Annotated in this window: 21 protein-coding genes; 12 read left to right on the forward strand and 9 right to left on the reverse strand. The window is 72.0% G+C overall.

All coding sequences use genetic code 11. The features are described 5' to 3' along the window. Positions 1–10: 10 nt before the first annotated feature. Positions 11–790: a SigB/SigF/SigG family RNA polymerase sigma factor gene (locus ACZ61C_RS42785; RefSeq protein ID WP_465313690.1), complete on the reverse strand. Its 780-nt coding sequence runs from the start codon at positions 788–790 to the stop codon at positions 11–13. Then, positions 787–1,203, reverse strand: coding sequence for an anti-sigma factor (locus tag ACZ61C_RS42790; RefSeq protein ID WP_465313691.1), 417 nt, complete (start codon positions 1,201–1,203; stop codon positions 787–789). The genes ACZ61C_RS42785 and ACZ61C_RS42790 overlap by 4 nt, the downstream gene beginning before the upstream one ends. Positions 1,204–1,366: 163 nt before the next feature. Here ACZ61C_RS42790 and ACZ61C_RS42795 point away from each other — a divergent pair, with 163 nt between their 5' ends. The 3 genes from ACZ61C_RS42795 (at position 1,367) to ACZ61C_RS42805 (ending at position 3,089) form a co-directional block, all read left to right on the forward strand. Further along, positions 1,367–1,675 carry a WhiB family transcriptional regulator gene (locus ACZ61C_RS42795; RefSeq protein WP_465313692.1) on the forward strand — a complete coding sequence of 103 codons (309 nt, stop codon included), beginning with the start codon at positions 1,367–1,369 and terminating at the stop codon, positions 1,673–1,675. A gap of 218 nt (positions 1,676–1,893) precedes the next feature. Continuing rightward, positions 1,894–2,241: an STAS domain-containing protein gene (locus ACZ61C_RS42800; RefSeq protein WP_465313693.1), complete on the forward strand. Its 348-nt coding sequence runs from the start codon at positions 1,894–1,896 to the stop codon at positions 2,239–2,241. Positions 2,242–2,300: 59 nt separating this feature from the next. After that, positions 2,301–3,089, forward strand: a complete 789-nt coding sequence (locus ACZ61C_RS42805; RefSeq protein WP_465313817.1) for a metal-dependent hydrolase — start codon at positions 2,301–2,303, stop codon at positions 3,087–3,089. Here ACZ61C_RS42805 and ACZ61C_RS42810 read toward each other — a convergent pair. Beyond that, on the reverse strand, positions 3,052–3,282 hold the full coding sequence (locus tag ACZ61C_RS42810) for a hypothetical protein (protein WP_465313694.1): 231 nt from the start codon (positions 3,280–3,282) through the stop codon (positions 3,052–3,054). The genes ACZ61C_RS42805 and ACZ61C_RS42810 overlap by 38 nt on opposite strands. Before the next feature lie 96 nt (positions 3,283–3,378). Between ACZ61C_RS42810 and ACZ61C_RS42815 the strand changes: the two genes are divergently transcribed. Next, positions 3,379–3,936, forward strand: a complete 558-nt coding sequence (locus tag ACZ61C_RS42815) for a TetR/AcrR family transcriptional regulator (RefSeq protein ID WP_465313695.1) — start codon at positions 3,379–3,381, stop codon at positions 3,934–3,936. Here the strand turns inward: ACZ61C_RS42815 and ACZ61C_RS42820 are convergent. Further along, positions 3,905–5,104, reverse strand: a complete 1,200-nt coding sequence (locus tag ACZ61C_RS42820) for an MFS transporter (RefSeq protein WP_465313696.1) — start codon at positions 5,102–5,104, stop codon at positions 3,905–3,907. The two genes, ACZ61C_RS42815 and ACZ61C_RS42820, sit on opposite strands and share 32 nt — an antisense overlap. A gap of 127 nt (positions 5,105–5,231) precedes the next feature. Here ACZ61C_RS42820 and ACZ61C_RS42825 point away from each other — a divergent pair, with 127 nt between their 5' ends. Both ACZ61C_RS42825 and ACZ61C_RS42830 read left to right on the forward strand, forming a co-directional pair. Next, the gene (locus ACZ61C_RS42825) at positions 5,232–5,564 is read left to right on the forward strand and encodes a hypothetical protein (protein WP_465313697.1); all 333 of its coding nucleotides are present in this window, start codon (positions 5,232–5,234) and stop codon (positions 5,562–5,564) included. Between the two features lie 39 nt (positions 5,565–5,603). Next, complete coding sequence (locus ACZ61C_RS42830) at positions 5,604–6,077, forward strand: hypothetical protein (RefSeq protein ID WP_465313698.1); 474 nt, start codon at positions 5,604–5,606, stop codon at positions 6,075–6,077. Here the strand turns inward: ACZ61C_RS42830 and ACZ61C_RS42835 are convergent. Together ACZ61C_RS42835 and ACZ61C_RS42840 are read right to left on the reverse strand one after the other, a co-directional pair. After that, positions 6,074–7,711, reverse strand: a complete 1,638-nt coding sequence (locus tag ACZ61C_RS42835) for an ABC transporter permease (protein ID WP_465313699.1) — start codon at positions 7,709–7,711, stop codon at positions 6,074–6,076. The two genes, ACZ61C_RS42830 and ACZ61C_RS42835, sit on opposite strands and share 4 nt — an antisense overlap. Then, on the reverse strand, positions 7,708–8,604 hold the full coding sequence (locus ACZ61C_RS42840; RefSeq protein ID WP_465313700.1) for an ABC transporter ATP-binding protein: 897 nt from the start codon (positions 8,602–8,604) through the stop codon (positions 7,708–7,710). The genes ACZ61C_RS42835 and ACZ61C_RS42840 overlap by 4 nt, the downstream gene beginning before the upstream one ends. A 93-nt stretch (positions 8,605–8,697) precedes the next feature. Between ACZ61C_RS42840 and ACZ61C_RS42845 the strand changes: the two genes are divergently transcribed. The 4 genes from ACZ61C_RS42845 (at position 8,698) to ACZ61C_RS42860 (ending at position 11,364) form a co-directional block, all read left to right on the forward strand. Further along, the gene (locus tag ACZ61C_RS42845; RefSeq protein ID WP_465313701.1) at positions 8,698–9,186 is read left to right on the forward strand and encodes a GbsR/MarR family transcriptional regulator; all 489 of its coding nucleotides are present in this window, start codon (positions 8,698–8,700) and stop codon (positions 9,184–9,186) included. Between the two features lie 9 nt (positions 9,187–9,195). Further along, positions 9,196–9,867 (forward strand): SGNH/GDSL hydrolase family protein, encoded by a 672-nt coding sequence (locus ACZ61C_RS42850; protein WP_465313702.1) that lies wholly within the window; start codon positions 9,196–9,198, stop codon positions 9,865–9,867. 415 nt (positions 9,868–10,282) lie between these two features. Continuing rightward, a complete protein-coding gene (locus tag ACZ61C_RS42855) occupies positions 10,283–10,888 on the forward strand; it encodes an RNA polymerase sigma factor (RefSeq protein ID WP_465313703.1) in 606 nt (201 codons plus the stop codon). Next, positions 10,885–11,364, forward strand: coding sequence for a carboxypeptidase regulatory-like domain-containing protein (locus tag ACZ61C_RS42860; protein ID WP_465313704.1), 480 nt, complete (start codon positions 10,885–10,887; stop codon positions 11,362–11,364). The genes ACZ61C_RS42855 and ACZ61C_RS42860 overlap by 4 nt, the downstream gene beginning before the upstream one ends. Here the strand turns inward: ACZ61C_RS42860 and ACZ61C_RS42865 are convergent. Together ACZ61C_RS42865 and ACZ61C_RS42870 are read right to left on the reverse strand one after the other, a co-directional pair. Continuing rightward, entirely contained in the window at positions 11,361–12,107 is a 747-nt protein-coding gene (locus tag ACZ61C_RS42865; protein ID WP_465313818.1) for a polysaccharide deacetylase family protein, read from the reverse strand. The two genes, ACZ61C_RS42860 and ACZ61C_RS42865, sit on opposite strands and share 4 nt — an antisense overlap. Before the next feature lie 121 nt (positions 12,108–12,228). Further along, positions 12,229–12,678, reverse strand: coding sequence for an SRPBCC family protein (locus tag ACZ61C_RS42870; protein WP_465313705.1), 450 nt, complete (start codon positions 12,676–12,678; stop codon positions 12,229–12,231). A 68-nt stretch (positions 12,679–12,746) separates the two neighbouring features. Between ACZ61C_RS42870 and ACZ61C_RS42875 the strand changes: the two genes are divergently transcribed. Both ACZ61C_RS42875 and ACZ61C_RS42880 read left to right on the forward strand, forming a co-directional pair. Next, complete coding sequence (locus ACZ61C_RS42875; protein ID WP_465313706.1) at positions 12,747–14,714, forward strand: FUSC family protein; 1,968 nt, start codon at positions 12,747–12,749, stop codon at positions 14,712–14,714. A 24-nt stretch (positions 14,715–14,738) separates the two neighbouring features. Next, positions 14,739–14,957 (forward strand): antitoxin, encoded by a 219-nt coding sequence (locus tag ACZ61C_RS42880; RefSeq protein ID WP_465313707.1) that lies wholly within the window; start codon positions 14,739–14,741, stop codon positions 14,955–14,957. Here ACZ61C_RS42880 and ACZ61C_RS42885 read toward each other — a convergent pair whose 3' ends face one another. Continuing rightward, positions 14,958–15,911 (reverse strand): prephenate dehydrogenase, encoded by a 954-nt coding sequence (locus ACZ61C_RS42885; RefSeq protein WP_465313819.1) that lies wholly within the window; start codon positions 15,909–15,911, stop codon positions 14,958–14,960. Between the last annotated feature and the right edge of the window lie 17 nt (positions 15,912–15,928).

The raw sequence follows: 15,928 nt of genomic DNA on the forward strand, positions 1-15,928 counted from the left end.
CAGCGGCTAATCAGGTGCCGTCGGCGAGCTCGGATTCGTCCAGGCCCGAACGCAGCTTCTTCAGGGTCGCAGCCAGCAACCGCGACACCTGCATCTGGGAGACCCCGACGCGGCGCGCGATGTCCGACTGGCTCATCCCGGAGCCGAAGCGCAGCGCGACGATCTTGCGCTCCCGGTCCGGCAGGCTGTCCAGCATCGGCCGCAGCGCCTCGCGCAGCTCCGCCTGGCCCAGCTCGGCGTCCGGCGCCCCGAACCGCGTGTGCGCGGCGTTCTCCAGCAGGTGGTCGAGCGACGCGCCGTAGCGGCCCTGACCAGCGCGAAGACCCTCGTAGACGTCCTCGATCGGCACCCCGAGGCGCGAGGCGATCTCGCTCGGCTTCGGCGCACGCGACAGCTGCACCGTCAGCTCCTCACGCGCGGCGGAGATGTTCGCGTTCAGCTCCTTGAGCCGTCGCGGCACCCGCACCGACCAGCTGTTGTCCCGGAAGTGGTGGCGCAGCTCGCCGGAGATGGTCGGCACGGCGAACGCCAGGAAGTCGGTGCCCTGCTCCGGGTCGAACCGGTCGACGGCGTGGATCAGCCCGACCGTGGCGATCTGGACCAGGTCCTCCATCGCCTCGTCCCGGTTGCGGAACTTCCGCGCCAGGTTGCGCGCCAGCTCCAGGTGCGTGCGCACGAGCGTGTCACGGATGCGTTCGCGCTCCGGGGCGTCCGCGGGCAGCTCGGCGAGGCGAGCGAACAGCGCGCCGACGTCGGAGTCGTCCCCGCTGCGCCCGGCGGGATCGCTCACGAGTCCGCCGCCTGGCTCTCCCGGACGAGGTCGACCCGGGACAGGAAACGGCCGTCCTCGGGGGTCACGATGCGCTCGGCCGACGTCGCGAGCGCGGTGAGCAGCTGCCACGAGAGGCCGGAGTCGTCCTCGTGGTCCGGAGTGTCGGAAAGCACTGAGACGGAGACCTCGATCCGCGGCCCGTTCCAGGAGAAGACACAGGTGAGCTTGCCGTCCGAGCTGGCGGGCAGCAGCAGCGAGCAGGCTTCGTCCACCGCCATCCGGAGGTCTTCGACGGCGTCCAGGTCGAAGTCCTGGCGCATCGCGATGTCGGCCACGATGGTCCGCAGGGTCGGCACGACGTGCGGGATCGCGGCCGTCCGCACCTCGATGACCTGCGCGCCTTCCGGCACGAGCGGGGCGTTTTCCTCCACGTTTGTTCCTTTCTCCGCACTCGCGCTGGGGGAAGAGGTGGTGTCCTCCGACGCCCGGTCAGCGAGATGCCCGTGGGGTGAGCAAACCAAACCCGCGTTTGATCCGCTCCACCGGCGGGCATGTAGCGATCGACATGCTGATCCTGGGAAGGGCGGGGACGACATGGCTGACGTGAGCCGGCTGCCGAACGTGGTTGCCGAAGAGTGGGAATGGCAGCTGAACGGTTCGTGCCGGGGCGCGGACAGCAGCTTGTTCTTCCACACCGACAACGAGCGGGGCTCGGCGCGTGAGCGGCGCGAAACCCGGGCGAAGGCCATCTGCCAGGCCTGCCCGGTGCTGGCCCAGTGCCGCCAGCACGCGATGACCGTGCAGGAGCCGTACGGCATCTGGGGCGGCCTCGGCGAGATCGAGCGGCGGCAGCTGTTCCTGCGCCAGCGCAGGGCGGCCCGGAAGGCGATGAGTGCGCACTGAACATCGCCGTGACCAGGCAGGATCAGATCACAAGTGAAGAGTCAGGACCAAAGGGCGGCGGCCGTGGCGGGCCCGGCCGCATCCTGGGCTAGGGTTGGCCCCGGAGTTGCCTTGACCGTGCCCCGGAGCGAGCTCGGGAAGGCACGGTGACACGGATGCCGCTTGACACACCAGGCGCGTACCCGGCGCAGGAGCAGCGCCTGACGAGGAGAAACTGCATGCCCGCAGCCGACCAGAACGCCACCCCGCCCGGGTTCGGCATCACGCTGGACACCGACGCGACCCGGGTGGTGGTCACCGGCGAGCTCGACCTGCTCACCAGTCCGCAGCTGCAGGAGGCCCTGGCGGGGCTGATCGCGGACAAGCGTTCGCAGCGGGTCGTGGCCGATCTGACCGGGGTGACCTTCTTCGATTCCTCCGCGCTGAACGTGGTGCTCCGCGCACAACGCCAGGCCGGCGAGCAGGAAGTCGAGCTCGAGGTCGTCCCGAGCCCCGCGGTGAGCCGAGTGATCGAGCTCACCGGCGTGGCCGAACACCTGAGCGTGTCGGAGGACCCCCAAGCCTGACCGCCCGCTACGGTTCCGCGGACTGATTTCGGTGCGTGGACCTTGGGGGCGGCACGATGATGGGGCGGACGCATGCCCTGACCGGCTGGTGCGCGGGCTTGGCCCTGGCGCCCGCGGCCGGGGCCGGTTCGGTGCACCAGGCGGTGGTCTTCGCGGCCACGACGGCCGGGTTCGCCCTGCTGCCCGACCTGGACCACCCCGGCGCGAGCGCGTCACGCCTCCTCGGCTGGCTGACGGGCGCGTTGTCGTGGCTGCTGCGCCGCGTCTCGGCGGCATTCTACGCGCTGACCAAGGGCCCGCGCGACGAGAAGGTGACGGGCCAGCACCGCCACCTCTCGCACACGGTGTTGTTCGCCGCGGGCCTGGGCCTGCTGACGTCGTGGGGCACCACGGCCGGCGGCCCGTGGGCGGTCGTCGGCGTGGTGATCTTCGGCTTGATGCTGGCGGAAGGCGCCCTGGGCGACTGGCTCCTCCCGGTGAGCGGCGCGGCGGTGGCGTGGTGGTTCTTCACGTCCCCACCGGACCGCACGGGCGAGCTGGCGTCGATCACGGGCTGGCTCGGCATCGCGGTGGCGGCGGGCTGCCTGACCCACTGCCTGGGTGACGCACTGACCGAGTCCGGCTGCCCGTTCCTCTTCCCCATCCCGATCGCGGGCGAGACCTGGTACGAGCTGGGACCCCCGAAGGCCCTGCGGTTCAAGACGGGCAAGAAGGTCGAGAAGCGGCTGATCTTCCCGGTGTTCGTGGTGCTCGGCGTGCTGCTGGTCCCGGGCGTGTGGGACTGGACGACAGCGACGTTCGAGCGGCTGTTCATTCCCCCGACGAGCCAGCAGGCGACCACACCTTGAGCCGCTCGGCCACCGCGGCGGTGTCGGTGTAGTCGCGGGTGTGCGTGATGAACCCGTCCTCCACCGTCAGCACCATCACGTGATCCGGCGGGTCGCGCCCGCGCGATGAAAACGGGCGCGCATCGCCTCGCGGCCCTTCGTCACGCGAGGCACCCCAGACAGCGTGAATGGTGCGGGCCGGGGACACGGGCATCGGAATTCTCCTGGGAAGCTGGGCGTTGAATCGGAACGGTGCACCCGCTTTCGACGATACGGAGCCTGCGTTCCGGTTGTCAACGAGGAGACGAACATGGAGAAGATGCGCGCGGACGCGCGGCGCAACCGGGCGAAGGTCCTGGCTGCCGCCGAAGAGGCGTTCGCCGCCGACGGGCTGGCCGTGCCCCTCGACGACATCGCGCGCCTGGCCGGGGTGGGCGCCGGGACCGTCTACCGGCACTTTCCCAGCAAGGAAGCGCTCTTCCAGGCCGTCGTCCTCGAACGCATCGAGCAGTTCGCCGACGAAGCGCGCAAGCTCGCCACGGCCGAGAACCCCGGCGAGGCGTTCTTCGGCTACTTCGTCCGCGTGATCAAGCAGGCGTCGCTCAACCGCGCCATCTGCGACGCCCTCGCGGAGTCGGGCGGGCACGCGTTCAAGGCCGGCGCGGGGGACGACTTCCGCGCCGCGTACGGCGAGCTGCTCGCGCGCGCCCAGGCCGCGGGGGCCGTCCGCCGGGACATCGACGCCGACGACCTGCGGGCCCTGATCGTCGGCTGCCTGGCCGTCGAGCGGTACGCGCCCGGCAGTGCGCACCTGGTCCGGGTGGTCGTCGACGGCCTCAAAGCCGAAGCTTCCGCACCCGCGCCATGACCACCGCCGAGGCTAGGACGCCGGCCGCCGCGAGCTGCAACGTCGTCCGCGTGCCGAGCGCGGCGGCCAGCGCGCCGCCGAGGAGGCTGCCGAGCGGGACGACGCCGAGGATCACCGTGTGCGTGATCGACGTGACCCGGCCCAGCAGCCCCGGGGGTGTGACGGTCTGCCGGAAGCTCGCGCTGAAGACGTTCAGCACGATCACGGCGAAGCTGGCGAAGAACCCGGCGACGACGTAACAGGCGAGCGCCCAGCCGGGCCGCGTCAGCGGGTAGAGCTGGTAGGCCAGGCCGAACAGCACCGCCGCGCCCCACAGCGCCCGCGCCCCGCCGAAACGCGCGCCGATCCGGCGTGCGGTGAGCCCGCCGACGAGTGCGCCGGTCAGCGTCGAGGTGCTGAGCAGGCCGATCGCCCACGGCGAAAGCCCGATGTCCCTGGCCAGGAACACGATCACGATCGCCAGGTGGGCGGACTGGAAGAAGCTCGACAACGCGCCGTGCGAGCTGATCGCCAGCAGCACGGGGTTGCCGCGGACGACCCGCAGCCCTTCGCCGATCTCCCGCAGCAGCCGCCGGTCCCGAGGTTCGGGACGCACGTCCGGTGTCCTGATCCGCCGCAGCCACAGCGCCGACCACAGGTAGCTGACGGCGTCGACCGCCAGCGCCACGGTCGTGCCGAGCGCCGAGATGATCAGCCCGGCCAGGCCCGGGCCGGCGACCGCCGCCATCGAGAGGTTCGTGTGCAGCCGGGCGTTGGCGTCCGGCAGGTCCTCGGGCGCGACGAGCCGCGGCAGGTAGGTCTGGTGGGCGATGTCGAAGAACACCGCCAGCACGCCGACGCCGAGCACCACGCCCAGCAGCTGGGGGAGGCCGAGCACGCCGAACAGCGCCGCCACCGGGATCGACGCGATCAGCGCGGCGCGCCCGAGGTCGGCGGCGATCAGCACCGGGCGGTGCCGCACCCGGTCGCACCACACGCCGACCTGCAGGCCGAGCACCAGGTACGGCAGGGTTTCCGCGGTCCGCAGCAGCGAGACCTCGAAGACCGACGCGCCGAGCGCCGTGGTCGCCAGCAGGGGCACGGCGAGCACGTCGATGCGGGTGCCGAGCTGGCTGGCGAGGTCGGCGAGCCACAGCCGCCGGAAGTCGCGGTTCCCCAGTGCCCCCATGGCTTCAACGTCGCACACTCAACAAACTTGAGTCAAGCAGACTCAATGTGCACCGTGTGTAACAGGAGCTAAGATCAACGCGAGTTAGTCCTCGAACCTGCGCTACGCGTGGCGAGGGGGTGCCCGGATGAGTGGCCGACCTACTTGGGGCTCCGCCGCGGTCACCGGGCTGGCGGGTTTCGCCAGTGGGCTGCTGGTGGCCGCGTTGCTCGTCGCCGGCCGGCCGACCCCGCGCCCCGCCGAAGTCACCACCCCGCCGACGACCAGCGCCACGCCGGTCGTGCCGATCACCGTGACCGCGCCGGGGCCGCCGGCGGCGACCGTCACCACGGTCGAGACGGCACCACCGTCCACCACCACGAGCCTCGTCGAGGTGACGGTCGAACCGGCCACCTCGACGAGCGTCACCCCGACCTCGACGTCACCCGTGCTGCCGCTCACCAGCGGCTGGCGGGACTGACGGTGCAACCGCCAAGCCGTTGAGGCCCGTCTGTCCGGTATGCGCTGTGTTCCGTGGGTCGCGGTGGTCCTCGCCCTCACCGCCGGCTGTGGCCAGGCCGGCTCGGAGGTCGCCTGCCCGGCGATCGGCACCCGGATCGGCATCGGGTTGACGATCCGCGAGCCGGCCGGTGTCACCCGCGCGACGCTCGACGCGTGCTGGGGCGACCAGTGCGTCACGCGCCCGGTCGACCTGATGCCCGAGACCACCGCCGGGGCGACGACCTGCGGCGGCACCGGGCCGGACAGCGCCTGCGGGGCCTCGGCCGTCCAAACCGGTGGGCTGCAAGGGTTCGCCGACATCCCGGGGCTGCCGGCCGAGCCGGTCCGGGTCACTGTCCGGTTCGACGACGGCGTGCCGCACACGGCGGTCGTGACGCCGGCCTTTTCCGAACCGGGCGGCCCCGCCTGTGGGAAGGCGGGGCCGCAGGCCCAGCTCGTGGCCGGGGCCGACCGGCAGCTGAAGCCGCGCTAGCCGACGTCGCGGCGGCGCCAGCCGACCAGCCCGGCGACCAGCGCGACGATCGCGACCGCCAGCAGCCAGACCAGCGGTGTCGCGACGAACTCCTGGCCGGGGATCTTCGGCGGGTGCTGGAACGGCGAGACGTCCAGCACCGCCTGCGGCAGGTTGACGACCGGGCCGAACAGGCTCAGCAGCAACGCCAGCGCGCCGACGCCCCAGGCCGCGGCCGAAAAGCCCGGCAGCAGCCCGAAGATCGTCACCGCGAGGGCGATGACCACCCAGGCCGCGGGCAGCTGGACGAGCATCCCGGCGAGCGAGTCGCCGACCGAGCCGCCGACGTCGCCGGCGCGCAACCCGTTGGCCAGCCCCATGAACAGGCCGCCGGCCAGCAGCAGCACCGCCGTGCCGAAGAAGGCGAACACCAGGTGGCCCGCGGCCCAGCGCAGCCTGCCGACGCTGGTCGCCAGCACCGGCTCGAGCCGGATCGCCGTCTCCTCGGCGCGCATGCGCAGCACCGCCTGGATCCCGTACAGCGACGCGACCATCGCGAACAGGCCGGCCATGACGGCGAGGAACGCCTGCGTGAGCGCTTCGCTGCCGCCGAGGCGCGCCATGATCTCCTGCGCCTGCGGGCTGGAGCCGACCAAACCGCCGATGCCACTGGCGATCGAACCGAACACCGCGCCGACCACGGCCATCCCGATCGTCCAGCCGATCAGCGGACCGCGGTGCAGCCGCCAGGCCAGCGCGAACGGCGTGCGCAGGCTCGGCGCCGCCGTCGCGGGACCCGGCCGCGGCGGCAGGATGCCGACCCCGACGTCGCGGCGGGGCAGCAGCCAGTACGCGACCGCGCCGACCACGAGCGTCAGCGCCACCGGCAGCAGGAGCACCCACCAGCGTTCGGCGGCGAACGGGCGGCTCTGCTGCACCCAGCCGATCGGCGACAGCCACGACAGCCAGCGGGCGTCCACAGTGGAGTCACCGGCGCCGCGCAGCAGGAACGCGGCGCCGACCACGGCGGTGCCGATCCCGTTGGCCGTGCGGGAGTACTCGGCGAGCTGGACGGCGACCGCCGCGACGGCCGTGAACACCAAGCCCGCCAGCGCTTCCGACGCGCCGAAGGCGAGCGAGCCGGCCGCGGGCAGCCCGGCGCCGACCATGCTGCCGTACTGGATCAGGCCGATCAGCACACTCGCCCCGCCGGCCACCAGCACGGCGGACGTCAGCGCCGCGTACCGGCCGACCACCGCGGACGCGAGCAGCTCCGCGCGGCCGGTGTCCTCCTCGGCGCGGGTGTGCCGGGTGACCGTGAAGACGACCATCAGGCCGGTCAGCAGCGCGAGGAACCCGCACATGCGCCAGGAGATGAAGCCGCCGGCGGTGGTCAGGTCGAACGGCGGCCCGTAGAGCAGCGCGTACGACGGGTTGGTGTTCGCGCCGGCCTGCAGCGCCAGCCGGTCCGCTTCGGTCGGGTAGAACTGCGCGAACGTCTTGACGGTGCTGGCCGGGATGATGCTCAGCAGCACGATCCAGATCGGCAGGACCACGCGGTCGCGGCGCAGCGCGAGCCGGGTGAGGTGCCAGGTGCCGGCCAGTTCGTGCGCCGGCGCCACCTCGGCTTCGGCGCGGGAGAGGGTCGCGGTCATTTTGCGCTCGCCTCGGTCGTGTAGTGGCGCAGGAACAGCTCTTCCAGCGTCGGCGGCTGGCTGACCAGGCTGCGCACGCCGACCTGGGTCAGCTGCCGCAGGGCCTCGTCGAGCGAGCGCGTCTCGACGTCGAACCGGACGCGGTTGCCTTCGACCTTGAGGTCGTGGATGTTCTCCAGCTTCGTCAGCCCGTTGGGCGGCCCGGCGAGCTCGGCGGTGATCGACGTCCGCGTGAGGTGACGCAGCTCGGCCAGCGTGCCGGACTCGACGGTCCGGCCGTTCCGGATGATGCTGACCTTGTCGCAGAGCGCCTCGACCTCGGCGAGGATGTGGCTGGAGAGCAGCACGGTCCGGCCCTGCTCGCGCTCCTCCTGGATGGCGTACTGGAACGTCGCCTCCATCAGCGGGTCGAGCCCGGACGTCGGCTCGTCGAGGATCAGCAGGTCGACCCGCGACGCGAGCGCGGCGACGATGGCGACCTTCTGCCGGTTGCCCTTCGAGTACGTCCGCCCCTTCTTCTTCGGGTCGAGGTCGAACCGCTCGACGAGCTCGGCGCGGCGCTTCTGGTCGAGCCCGCCGCGCAGCCGGCCGAGCAGGTCGATCACCTCGCCGCCGGAGAGGTTGGGCCAGAGGTTGACGTCGCCGGGCACGTAGGCGAGGCGGCGGTGCAGGCTCGCGGCGTCCTGCCAGGGGTCGCCGCCGAGCAGCCGGACGTCTCCCGAATCTGCGTGCAGCAGCCCGAGCAGGACCCGGACGGTGGTCGACTTCCCGGCGCCGTTCGGGCCCAGGAAGCCGTGTACTTCCCCAGTAGGTACCTGCAGATCGAGGCCGTCGAGGGCCTTCGTCCGGCCGAACGACTTGTGGAGGCCGGAGATCGCGATGGCGTTTTCCATGCTTCGGAAGCTACACTGGTTTCACAAACTTGTGAAGTTAAGAAAATGTCTAGATGGAGTGATCTTGCTGGGGTGGTACGAGAGGATGGCCCGATGACGACGCCTGACACCAAGAGAGACGAAGACGCCGTCCGCCGGTACGTGGAGAGCCTCGCGCTCGTGCTCTCGCAGATCGGGATGCAGCGCATGTCCGCGCGGGTGTTCGCCGCGCTGATGACCACCGACGAGGGCCGCCTGACCGCGGCCGACCTGGCCTCGCAGCTGTCGGTCAGCCCGGCGGCGATCTCCGGCGCGGTGCGCTTCCTGGAGCAGATCGGCCTGGTCGCCAAGGAGCGCGAGCCCGGCGAACGCCGTGACCACTACCGCCTCTTCGACGACCTCTGGTACGCCACGTTCCTCAAGCGCGACCGCATGATCATCATGTGGCGCGACGCGGCCGAGAACGGCATCGAGGCGTTGGGCGAGGACTCGCCGTCGGGCAAGCGGCTCGCCGAGATGCGCGACTTCCTGTCGTTCATGCTGGAGGAGCTCAACGGCATGTACGAGCGCTGGCACAAGATGCGCGAGGAGAAGAACGCCTAACGTCGAGGCATGGTGATCCTCGCGCAAGCCCTGTACGTCAAGCGGACGACCCCGCGGCTCCCCGGCGCGTCCGGTCCGACCGGAGGGCTCGTCCCGGGGCACGGCGAGCCGTTCCGGCTGGCCGTGCTCGGTGAGTCCACAGTGGACGGCGTCGGCGCGAAGGACCACGAGGAAGCGCTCACCGGCTGCCTGGCCCGCGAGCTCGCCCGAGACGGCCGGGCCGTGCGCTGGCAGGCGGTCGGCCGCACCGGCGCGAACGCCCGGGTCGTCCGCGCCGAGCTGGTCCCGCTCGTGCGCCCGGCCGACCTGGTCGTGATCGCCCTCGGCGTCAACGACACCCTCGAGCTGCGTTCAGCCCCCGCTTACCGTCGTGACCTGCTGAAACTGGTGATCGAGCTGAGGCGGCGGCTCGGCCCGGCCGCCGTCCTCCTCGCCGGTGTGCCGCCGATGTCCCGGTTCCCGGCGCTGCCACGGCCCCTGCGTGACGTCCTTTCCGCGCGTTCGACCGCCCTCGACGCGGCCGCCGCGGCCCTCGCGCGCGTCCCCGGCGTCACGCACCTGCCGATGGATCCCGGCCTGCTCGACCCGGCGGCCTTCGGGGCCGACCGCTTCCACCCCGGCCCGGCCGGCTACGCCCGCTGGGCGCAAACGCTTGCCGACGCACACCCAGTGATCGCTTAGCGGCACAGCGTCGATCTTCGGAAAAAGTTTGCGGCTCGTGTATCTGGCCGTCCCCCCACTGCGTCCTGTGGAGCAGCCAAGCACGGAGAGGGAACGCGGCAGGGGGTGCCGAGTTCGGAAATGCGCGGTGGCCGGGAGCCGAGGGGGCTCCCGGACACCGTCGGCCGGGTGCCTTTCGGGGGAGGGGTCATCCGGCGGGAACCCGTTGGGGAGCGGGTTCCGTGAGGGAGGGGAGTATCGGCCGGCGCGGGTCCACCCGCTCGCGTCGGCCGGTACCTCCCGTCAGTGACCGGTAGCGACCGACGAAGTAAGTGACTTGATGCATCCGAGATCCACCTGCACGCTCCTTCCCCCCGAAGGACCCGCGATACTGCCGAAGCCGACTCGAAGACGTTTCCGAAGAGGGGCAGATACGGTGACCGACGTGCAAACCACAGAGGTAGACCCGCCTTGGGAGGGCTTGTCCGGCGCCGAGCTGCACGCCGCGTGCATGCAGGCCGCCCGTGACGGTGACCGCCGGGCCATGGACCGCCTCGTCGCCGAGCTGACGCCGCTCGTGTGGCACGTCGCCCGGGCCAACGGCCTCGACCGCGCCGTCGCCGAAGACGTCGTCCAGACCGTGTGGCTGGCGCTGTTCAGCCAGCTCGGCAAGCTCCGCGACCCCAAAGCCCTCGCCGCCTGGCTGATCACCACCACCCGGCGCGAGGCCACCCACCCCTTCGGCCGCCGCATGCAGGCCGTGCCGCTGAGCGACGAAGTCGCCGAAGCCATGCCGAGCACCCAACCGGCACCCGAAGACGAAGCCGTCCGCGCCGACCGCGACCGCCGGGTCTGGCGCGCCTTCGTCCGGCTGCCCGACCGCTGTCAGGAGCTGCTCCGGCTGACCGTCCTCGCGGGCCGCGCGGAGTACCAGCTCGTCGCCGAGGCGCTGCGCATGCCGCGCGGCAGCGTCGGGCCGACCAGGGGGCGCTGCCTCGACCAGATGCGAGATCTCCTCGCCAGCGAAGGGGGAAGCCGATGAACGACGTCGGGGCGCCGGAAGGCCAAGCCTTCCGAGACGACGAGATCCTGCTGGCCGACATCGGCCGCCTGCTCGACGAGCTCGATCCCCCGCCGGACGACCTGGTGCAGCGGGTCCAGTTCGCGCTCGCCCTCGAAGACCTCGACGTCGAGGTCGCCCGCTGGGAGCGGCTGGACAACCTCGCCGGCGTGCGCGGCGGCGGCACCGGGACGATCACCTTCACCGTCAGCGACCTGACCGTGATGATCAACCTGACGAAGAACGGCAAGCTGCACCGCATCGACGGCTGGCTGGTGCCGGCCGGGCAGTTCGGCGTCGAGGTGCGCGTGGCCGAGCACGGCACGTCGTCCACGACCGCCGACGAAGGCGGCCGGTTCGTGCTGGACAACGTGCCGCGCGGGACGACGCAGATCCTCGTGCACCTCGGCGACGTGACGTGCCGGCGGACCGTCGTGACCCCGACGGTGGTGCTTTAACCCAGGAAGTCGGCCAGGGGGACGGGGATGAGCCCGTCCTTCTTCGCCTGCTCGACGAACGCCGTGTAGTCCTCTTTGAACGTCTTCCGGAAGTGCATCAGCACGACGTCGCCGGGCTTGAGCTTGTCGCCGGCCTGGAACTGGACGTGCCCGTCGTTGACCGCGGCCGTCCACAGCACCGCTGCGCGCATCCCGCACGCCGCCGCCGCGCGCAGCGTGTTCTGGTCGTAGTTGCCGAAGGGCGGCCGGAACAGCGACGGCCGGACACCGAGCGACGCCTGGAAGTCGTCCGCGTCCTCGCAGATCTCCTTGCGCTGGAACTCGTACGGCTTGCCCTTGAGGTTCGGGTGGTCGACCGTGTGGTCGCCGAGCGTCGCGCCGGTGGCGTCGAGGATCTGCTTGAAGTAGGCCTCGTGGCCCTTCACGTACTTCTGGTTCAGGAACAGCACCGGGTGGGTCCCGTTCTGCTGCATCAGCTTCAGCGCGTCCGGGTCCTTCACCGCGCCGTCGTCCATGGTCAGGAACACGTACGGCTTGTCGGTGGGGATCCGCTTGACCACCGGGACCTGGCCGTTCGTGATCGCCGGAGCCTGCTGCTGGACCGTGCCGAACGGGTACGGCCCGGACGTCTTGACGCCGGGTCCGGCCCCGGGCGCCGGGTTCGGCTGGCTGGCGCCGAACTCCCGGTGGTCCGGTTCGGCCGCCGAACAGGCCGTCAGTGCCAGTGCTGCCGCCACTACCACCGCTGCCACGCGCTTCATCCCACATCCCCCTTTCGTGTAGTGCAGGACTACACGATCGGGTGACGTTGCAGAGGGGGGCGAAGTTGCGTCCGGTGATCTTGTGTGGCCGGAGCCACCCAGGTCAGCGCCCGGTTTCGGCCGCCTTGACCAGCTTGGCCGAGAACAGGCGGATCGTGGCGCGCAGGCCGGCGGCCAGCACCGGGCCGCTGCCGCGGACCGGCTCGGTGAACGACCCGGTCCAGCGCAGGTGCGTGCCGCCGTCGGCGGTCGGGGTGAAGAGCACCTCGGCGCGGTAGTCCTTGATCGGGTTGGCCCCGAAGAACGTGTAGACGTGCTTGCGGCCGGGCTCGTACTCGAGCGTCTCCTCGCGGATCAGCACCGGCCAGAGGCCGACCTCACGAACGGCGCCGACGCCGCTGGGGTCGTCGGCGCCCGGGCGCTTCCAGCGGGCCTGCACGATGAGTGGTTTTCCCCACTCCGCCCAGCGCGGGCCGTCGGTCTCCCGCTCGAACAGCGCCTCCGGCGGCGCGCTGCTCGTGCGGTTGACCTCGAAGGAGAACTTGCGGCCCACCGGAACCTCCCGCGTTGTTGACAGACTGATAATTAAGCGTTCCCGGCAGCGTAGGTCAAGATGGGGGCGTGAGCACGCCGCGCCCCGACCTCGCCGCGCCCCACTGGCTGGTCCAGCTCCTGCGCAGCAAGCCCGTCCCGGTGCCGTGGAACATGGTCGCCCGGGCGGTCATCGCGCTGGCCGTCCCGCTCGCGGTCGCGTACGCGGCCGGCGACATCGCCGTCGGCGCGCTCATCTCGACCGGCGCGTTGCCGGCCGTGCTGTCGGAGTCGGCCGGGCCCTACCGCTACCGCGCCCGGCGGCTCGGCGGCGCGACGCTGGCGGCGACCGCCGGCTACCTCGTCGGGCTGCTCACCGGCGGCACACCCGCGTTGTCGGTGCCCGCGGTGATCGTGGTCGCCGGAGTGTCCGCGCTGATCAGCGCCGGTGGCAGCAACGCCTCCGTCGCCGGCCTGCAGATGTTCGTGTTCTGCGTGCTCGGCACCGGCCAGCACGCGACCGGGGTCCGCGTCGAGGTCCTGCTCGGCTTCTTCTGCCTGGGCGCCGCGTGGAGCTTCGTGGTCGCGCTCGCCAGCTGGACGTTCCGGGCGACCAGCCCCGAGCGGACCGCCGTCGCGCACGTCTACGTCGAGCTGGCCGCGATGCTCTCGGCGACCGACGAAGCCGTCTCGCGGGTGGCCCGCCACCGGCTGACCACGGCGATGAACACCGCCTACGACCAGCTGCTCACCGCGCGCTCCTGGCTGTCCGGCCGTGATGCCGCCTACCGGCAGCTGCTCAACCTGCTCTCCGCGACCACCCCCGCGGTCGAGGCGTCGGTGGCGATGGTCAACGCCGGCCGCCGCACGACGCCGGCGGTCATCGACCACTTCGTCGCGCTGTCGGCCGCGGTCCTGGCCAGCCAGCCGCTGCCCGAACCCCCGCCCGAGCCCGGCGACGACGCCGACCCGCTGCGCGCGGCGCTGCACGCGGGCCTGGTCCGGATCGGCAAGGGGGACGACCGCAAGCGCCGCGAGCCGACCCCCTGGTACCGGCGCCTGCGCGAGTGGGCGGGCTCGCTGGCGTCCGGCCCGCTGACCTGGATCGCGGCGCTGCGGCTGACGCTGTGCGTCGCGATCGCCGAGGTGGTCGGCCTGCTCGTGCCGCTGGAGCGGTCGTACTGGATCACGCTGACCGTCGGCATCGTGCTCAAGCCCGACTTCGGCTCGGTGTTCGGCCGGGCGGTGCTGCGCGGGATCGGCACGGTGGTCGGCGTCGGGGTCGGCGCCGTGGTGCTCGGCGTCGGCGGGCACGGCTGGGTGCTGGTCGCGCTGATCGCGATCTTCGCCGGCGGTGTCGCGGTCGGGAAGGTGCGCAACTACGGCATCCTCAGCGCGTTCGTGACGCCGTTGATCATCCTGCAGATGGACCTGGCCAACACCGGGAGCTGGAACGTCGTGGTGGCGCGGCTGCTCGACACCGTGCTGGGCTGCGTGATCGTGCTCGTCTTCGGCTACCTGCTGTGGCCGGGCAGCCGGCGTCCCCAGGTCGGCGGGCGGCTCGCCGACGGGCTGGACGCGGTCGCGAAGTACGTCTCGTGCGCGTTGGTCGAAGCCTCCTCGGGAGACGCGCGGCTCGCGCGGTCGCGGGCCCGCCGCGGCGCCTACCGCGCACTGGCCGACCTGCGGACGGCGTTCCAGCAGGTGGTCGTCGAGCCGTCCGCGAACGGCCGCCAGGCGGTCGCGTGGTGGCCGGTGATCGCCGCGCAGGAACGCGTCGCGGACGCCGTCACCGAGGTCGGCGTGACGATCGGGCGTGGGGTGCGGCCGCCGGAGCCCGGCGACGTCGAGCTGCTCACCGCGGCGGTCGACGAGCTGGCCGCGTCGATCCGCGAGCAGCGGGAGCCGCGGTCGATGCCGCTGCCGGACGCGCCGCAGCTGGCCGGGGTGGTCGACCAGCTGGAGTCGGCGTTCGACGCCGTCCGCGGTCCCGACCTGGTGGAACGCACTCCGCTGCGGCTCGTGCGGCGGTTCCTGCCTTACCACAGGCGCACGTGAGGCGAGTGCTGTTCAATTGGGGGCATGGGAATCGACTTCGACGCGTTGAAGGGCAAGGCCGAAGAGGCCCTGCGTGAGCACAACGACAAGATCGAGCAGGGGCTCGACAAGGCCGCGGACTTCGCGAAGTCGAAGTTCTCCGGCCACGACTCGCAGATCGACGGCGGTGTCGAGAAGGCGAAGGACTTCCTCAACAAGTTCGACAGCAAGCCGGACGAGCCGACCCCGCCGCCCGCCCAGTAGCTACTGCACCTCGCCGGTCGCGATCCCGTCCGCGAGGCCGGTGACCCGGCCGCCGCGTTCGCCGAGCGCGATCAGGCCGTCGCGCGCGTCGGGGGCCGCCAGGCTGATCCGGACCCCGGCGCGCTCGACGTCTAGGCTGGCCACGAGTGCTTGCGCGCCTTCGTGTCCGGCGTTGATCGTGGCCGCCAGGCCGCCGGTCGACGCCAGTGAGCCGCGCGCCGCGCCGAGCCGGCCGAGCGCCTCGTCGACGATCGGCAGCAGCGCGTCCCGGTTGCCTTCGGTCATCGCGCGGACGAGCTGCGGGCTCGACCCCGCGACGCGCGTGCCGTCGCGGTAGGACCCGGCGGCCAGCGACATCGCGAGCGGGCCGCCTTCGGCGCCGATCGTGGCGAGGATCGCCGCGAACAGGTGCGGCAGGTGGGAGATCCGGGCGACGGCTTCGTCGTGCGACTCCGCGGGCAGCGGGACGACGTGCGCCCCGACGTCCAGCACGAACCGCGCGACCTCGGCCCAGGCGTCGAGGTCGGTGTCCTCCTCGACCCCGACCACCCACGCCGCGCCCTGGAACAGCCCGGCGTCCCCGGCGAGCCAGCCGGAGTTCGACGTCCCGGCCATCGGGTGCCCGCCGACGTAGCGCGTGTACGGCACCCGGCGGCGGACGGCGTCGAGCACCGGCGCTTTCACGCTGGTCACGTCGGTGAGCAGGCAGTGCGACGCGTGCTGGCCGACCAGCCGCAGCAGGTCCTCGACGGCCGGGAGCGGCACGGCCAGCACGACCATGGCGTCCTCGGCCGCGGCCCGGTGCAGGGCCGCTTCGACGTCGGTCGTGACGTCGAAACCCGCTCTGCTCGCCGCGTCGGCGTCCACTTCGGAAACCGCGGCGCCCCACGCCGTGCGGCCGCTCGCGGCGGCCGCGCGCAGCAGCGAACCGCCGATCAGCCCGAGCCCGATCACGCATACGTCTCGCACGG

It is taken from the genome of Amycolatopsis sp. NPDC104587 (assembly GCF_055583645.1).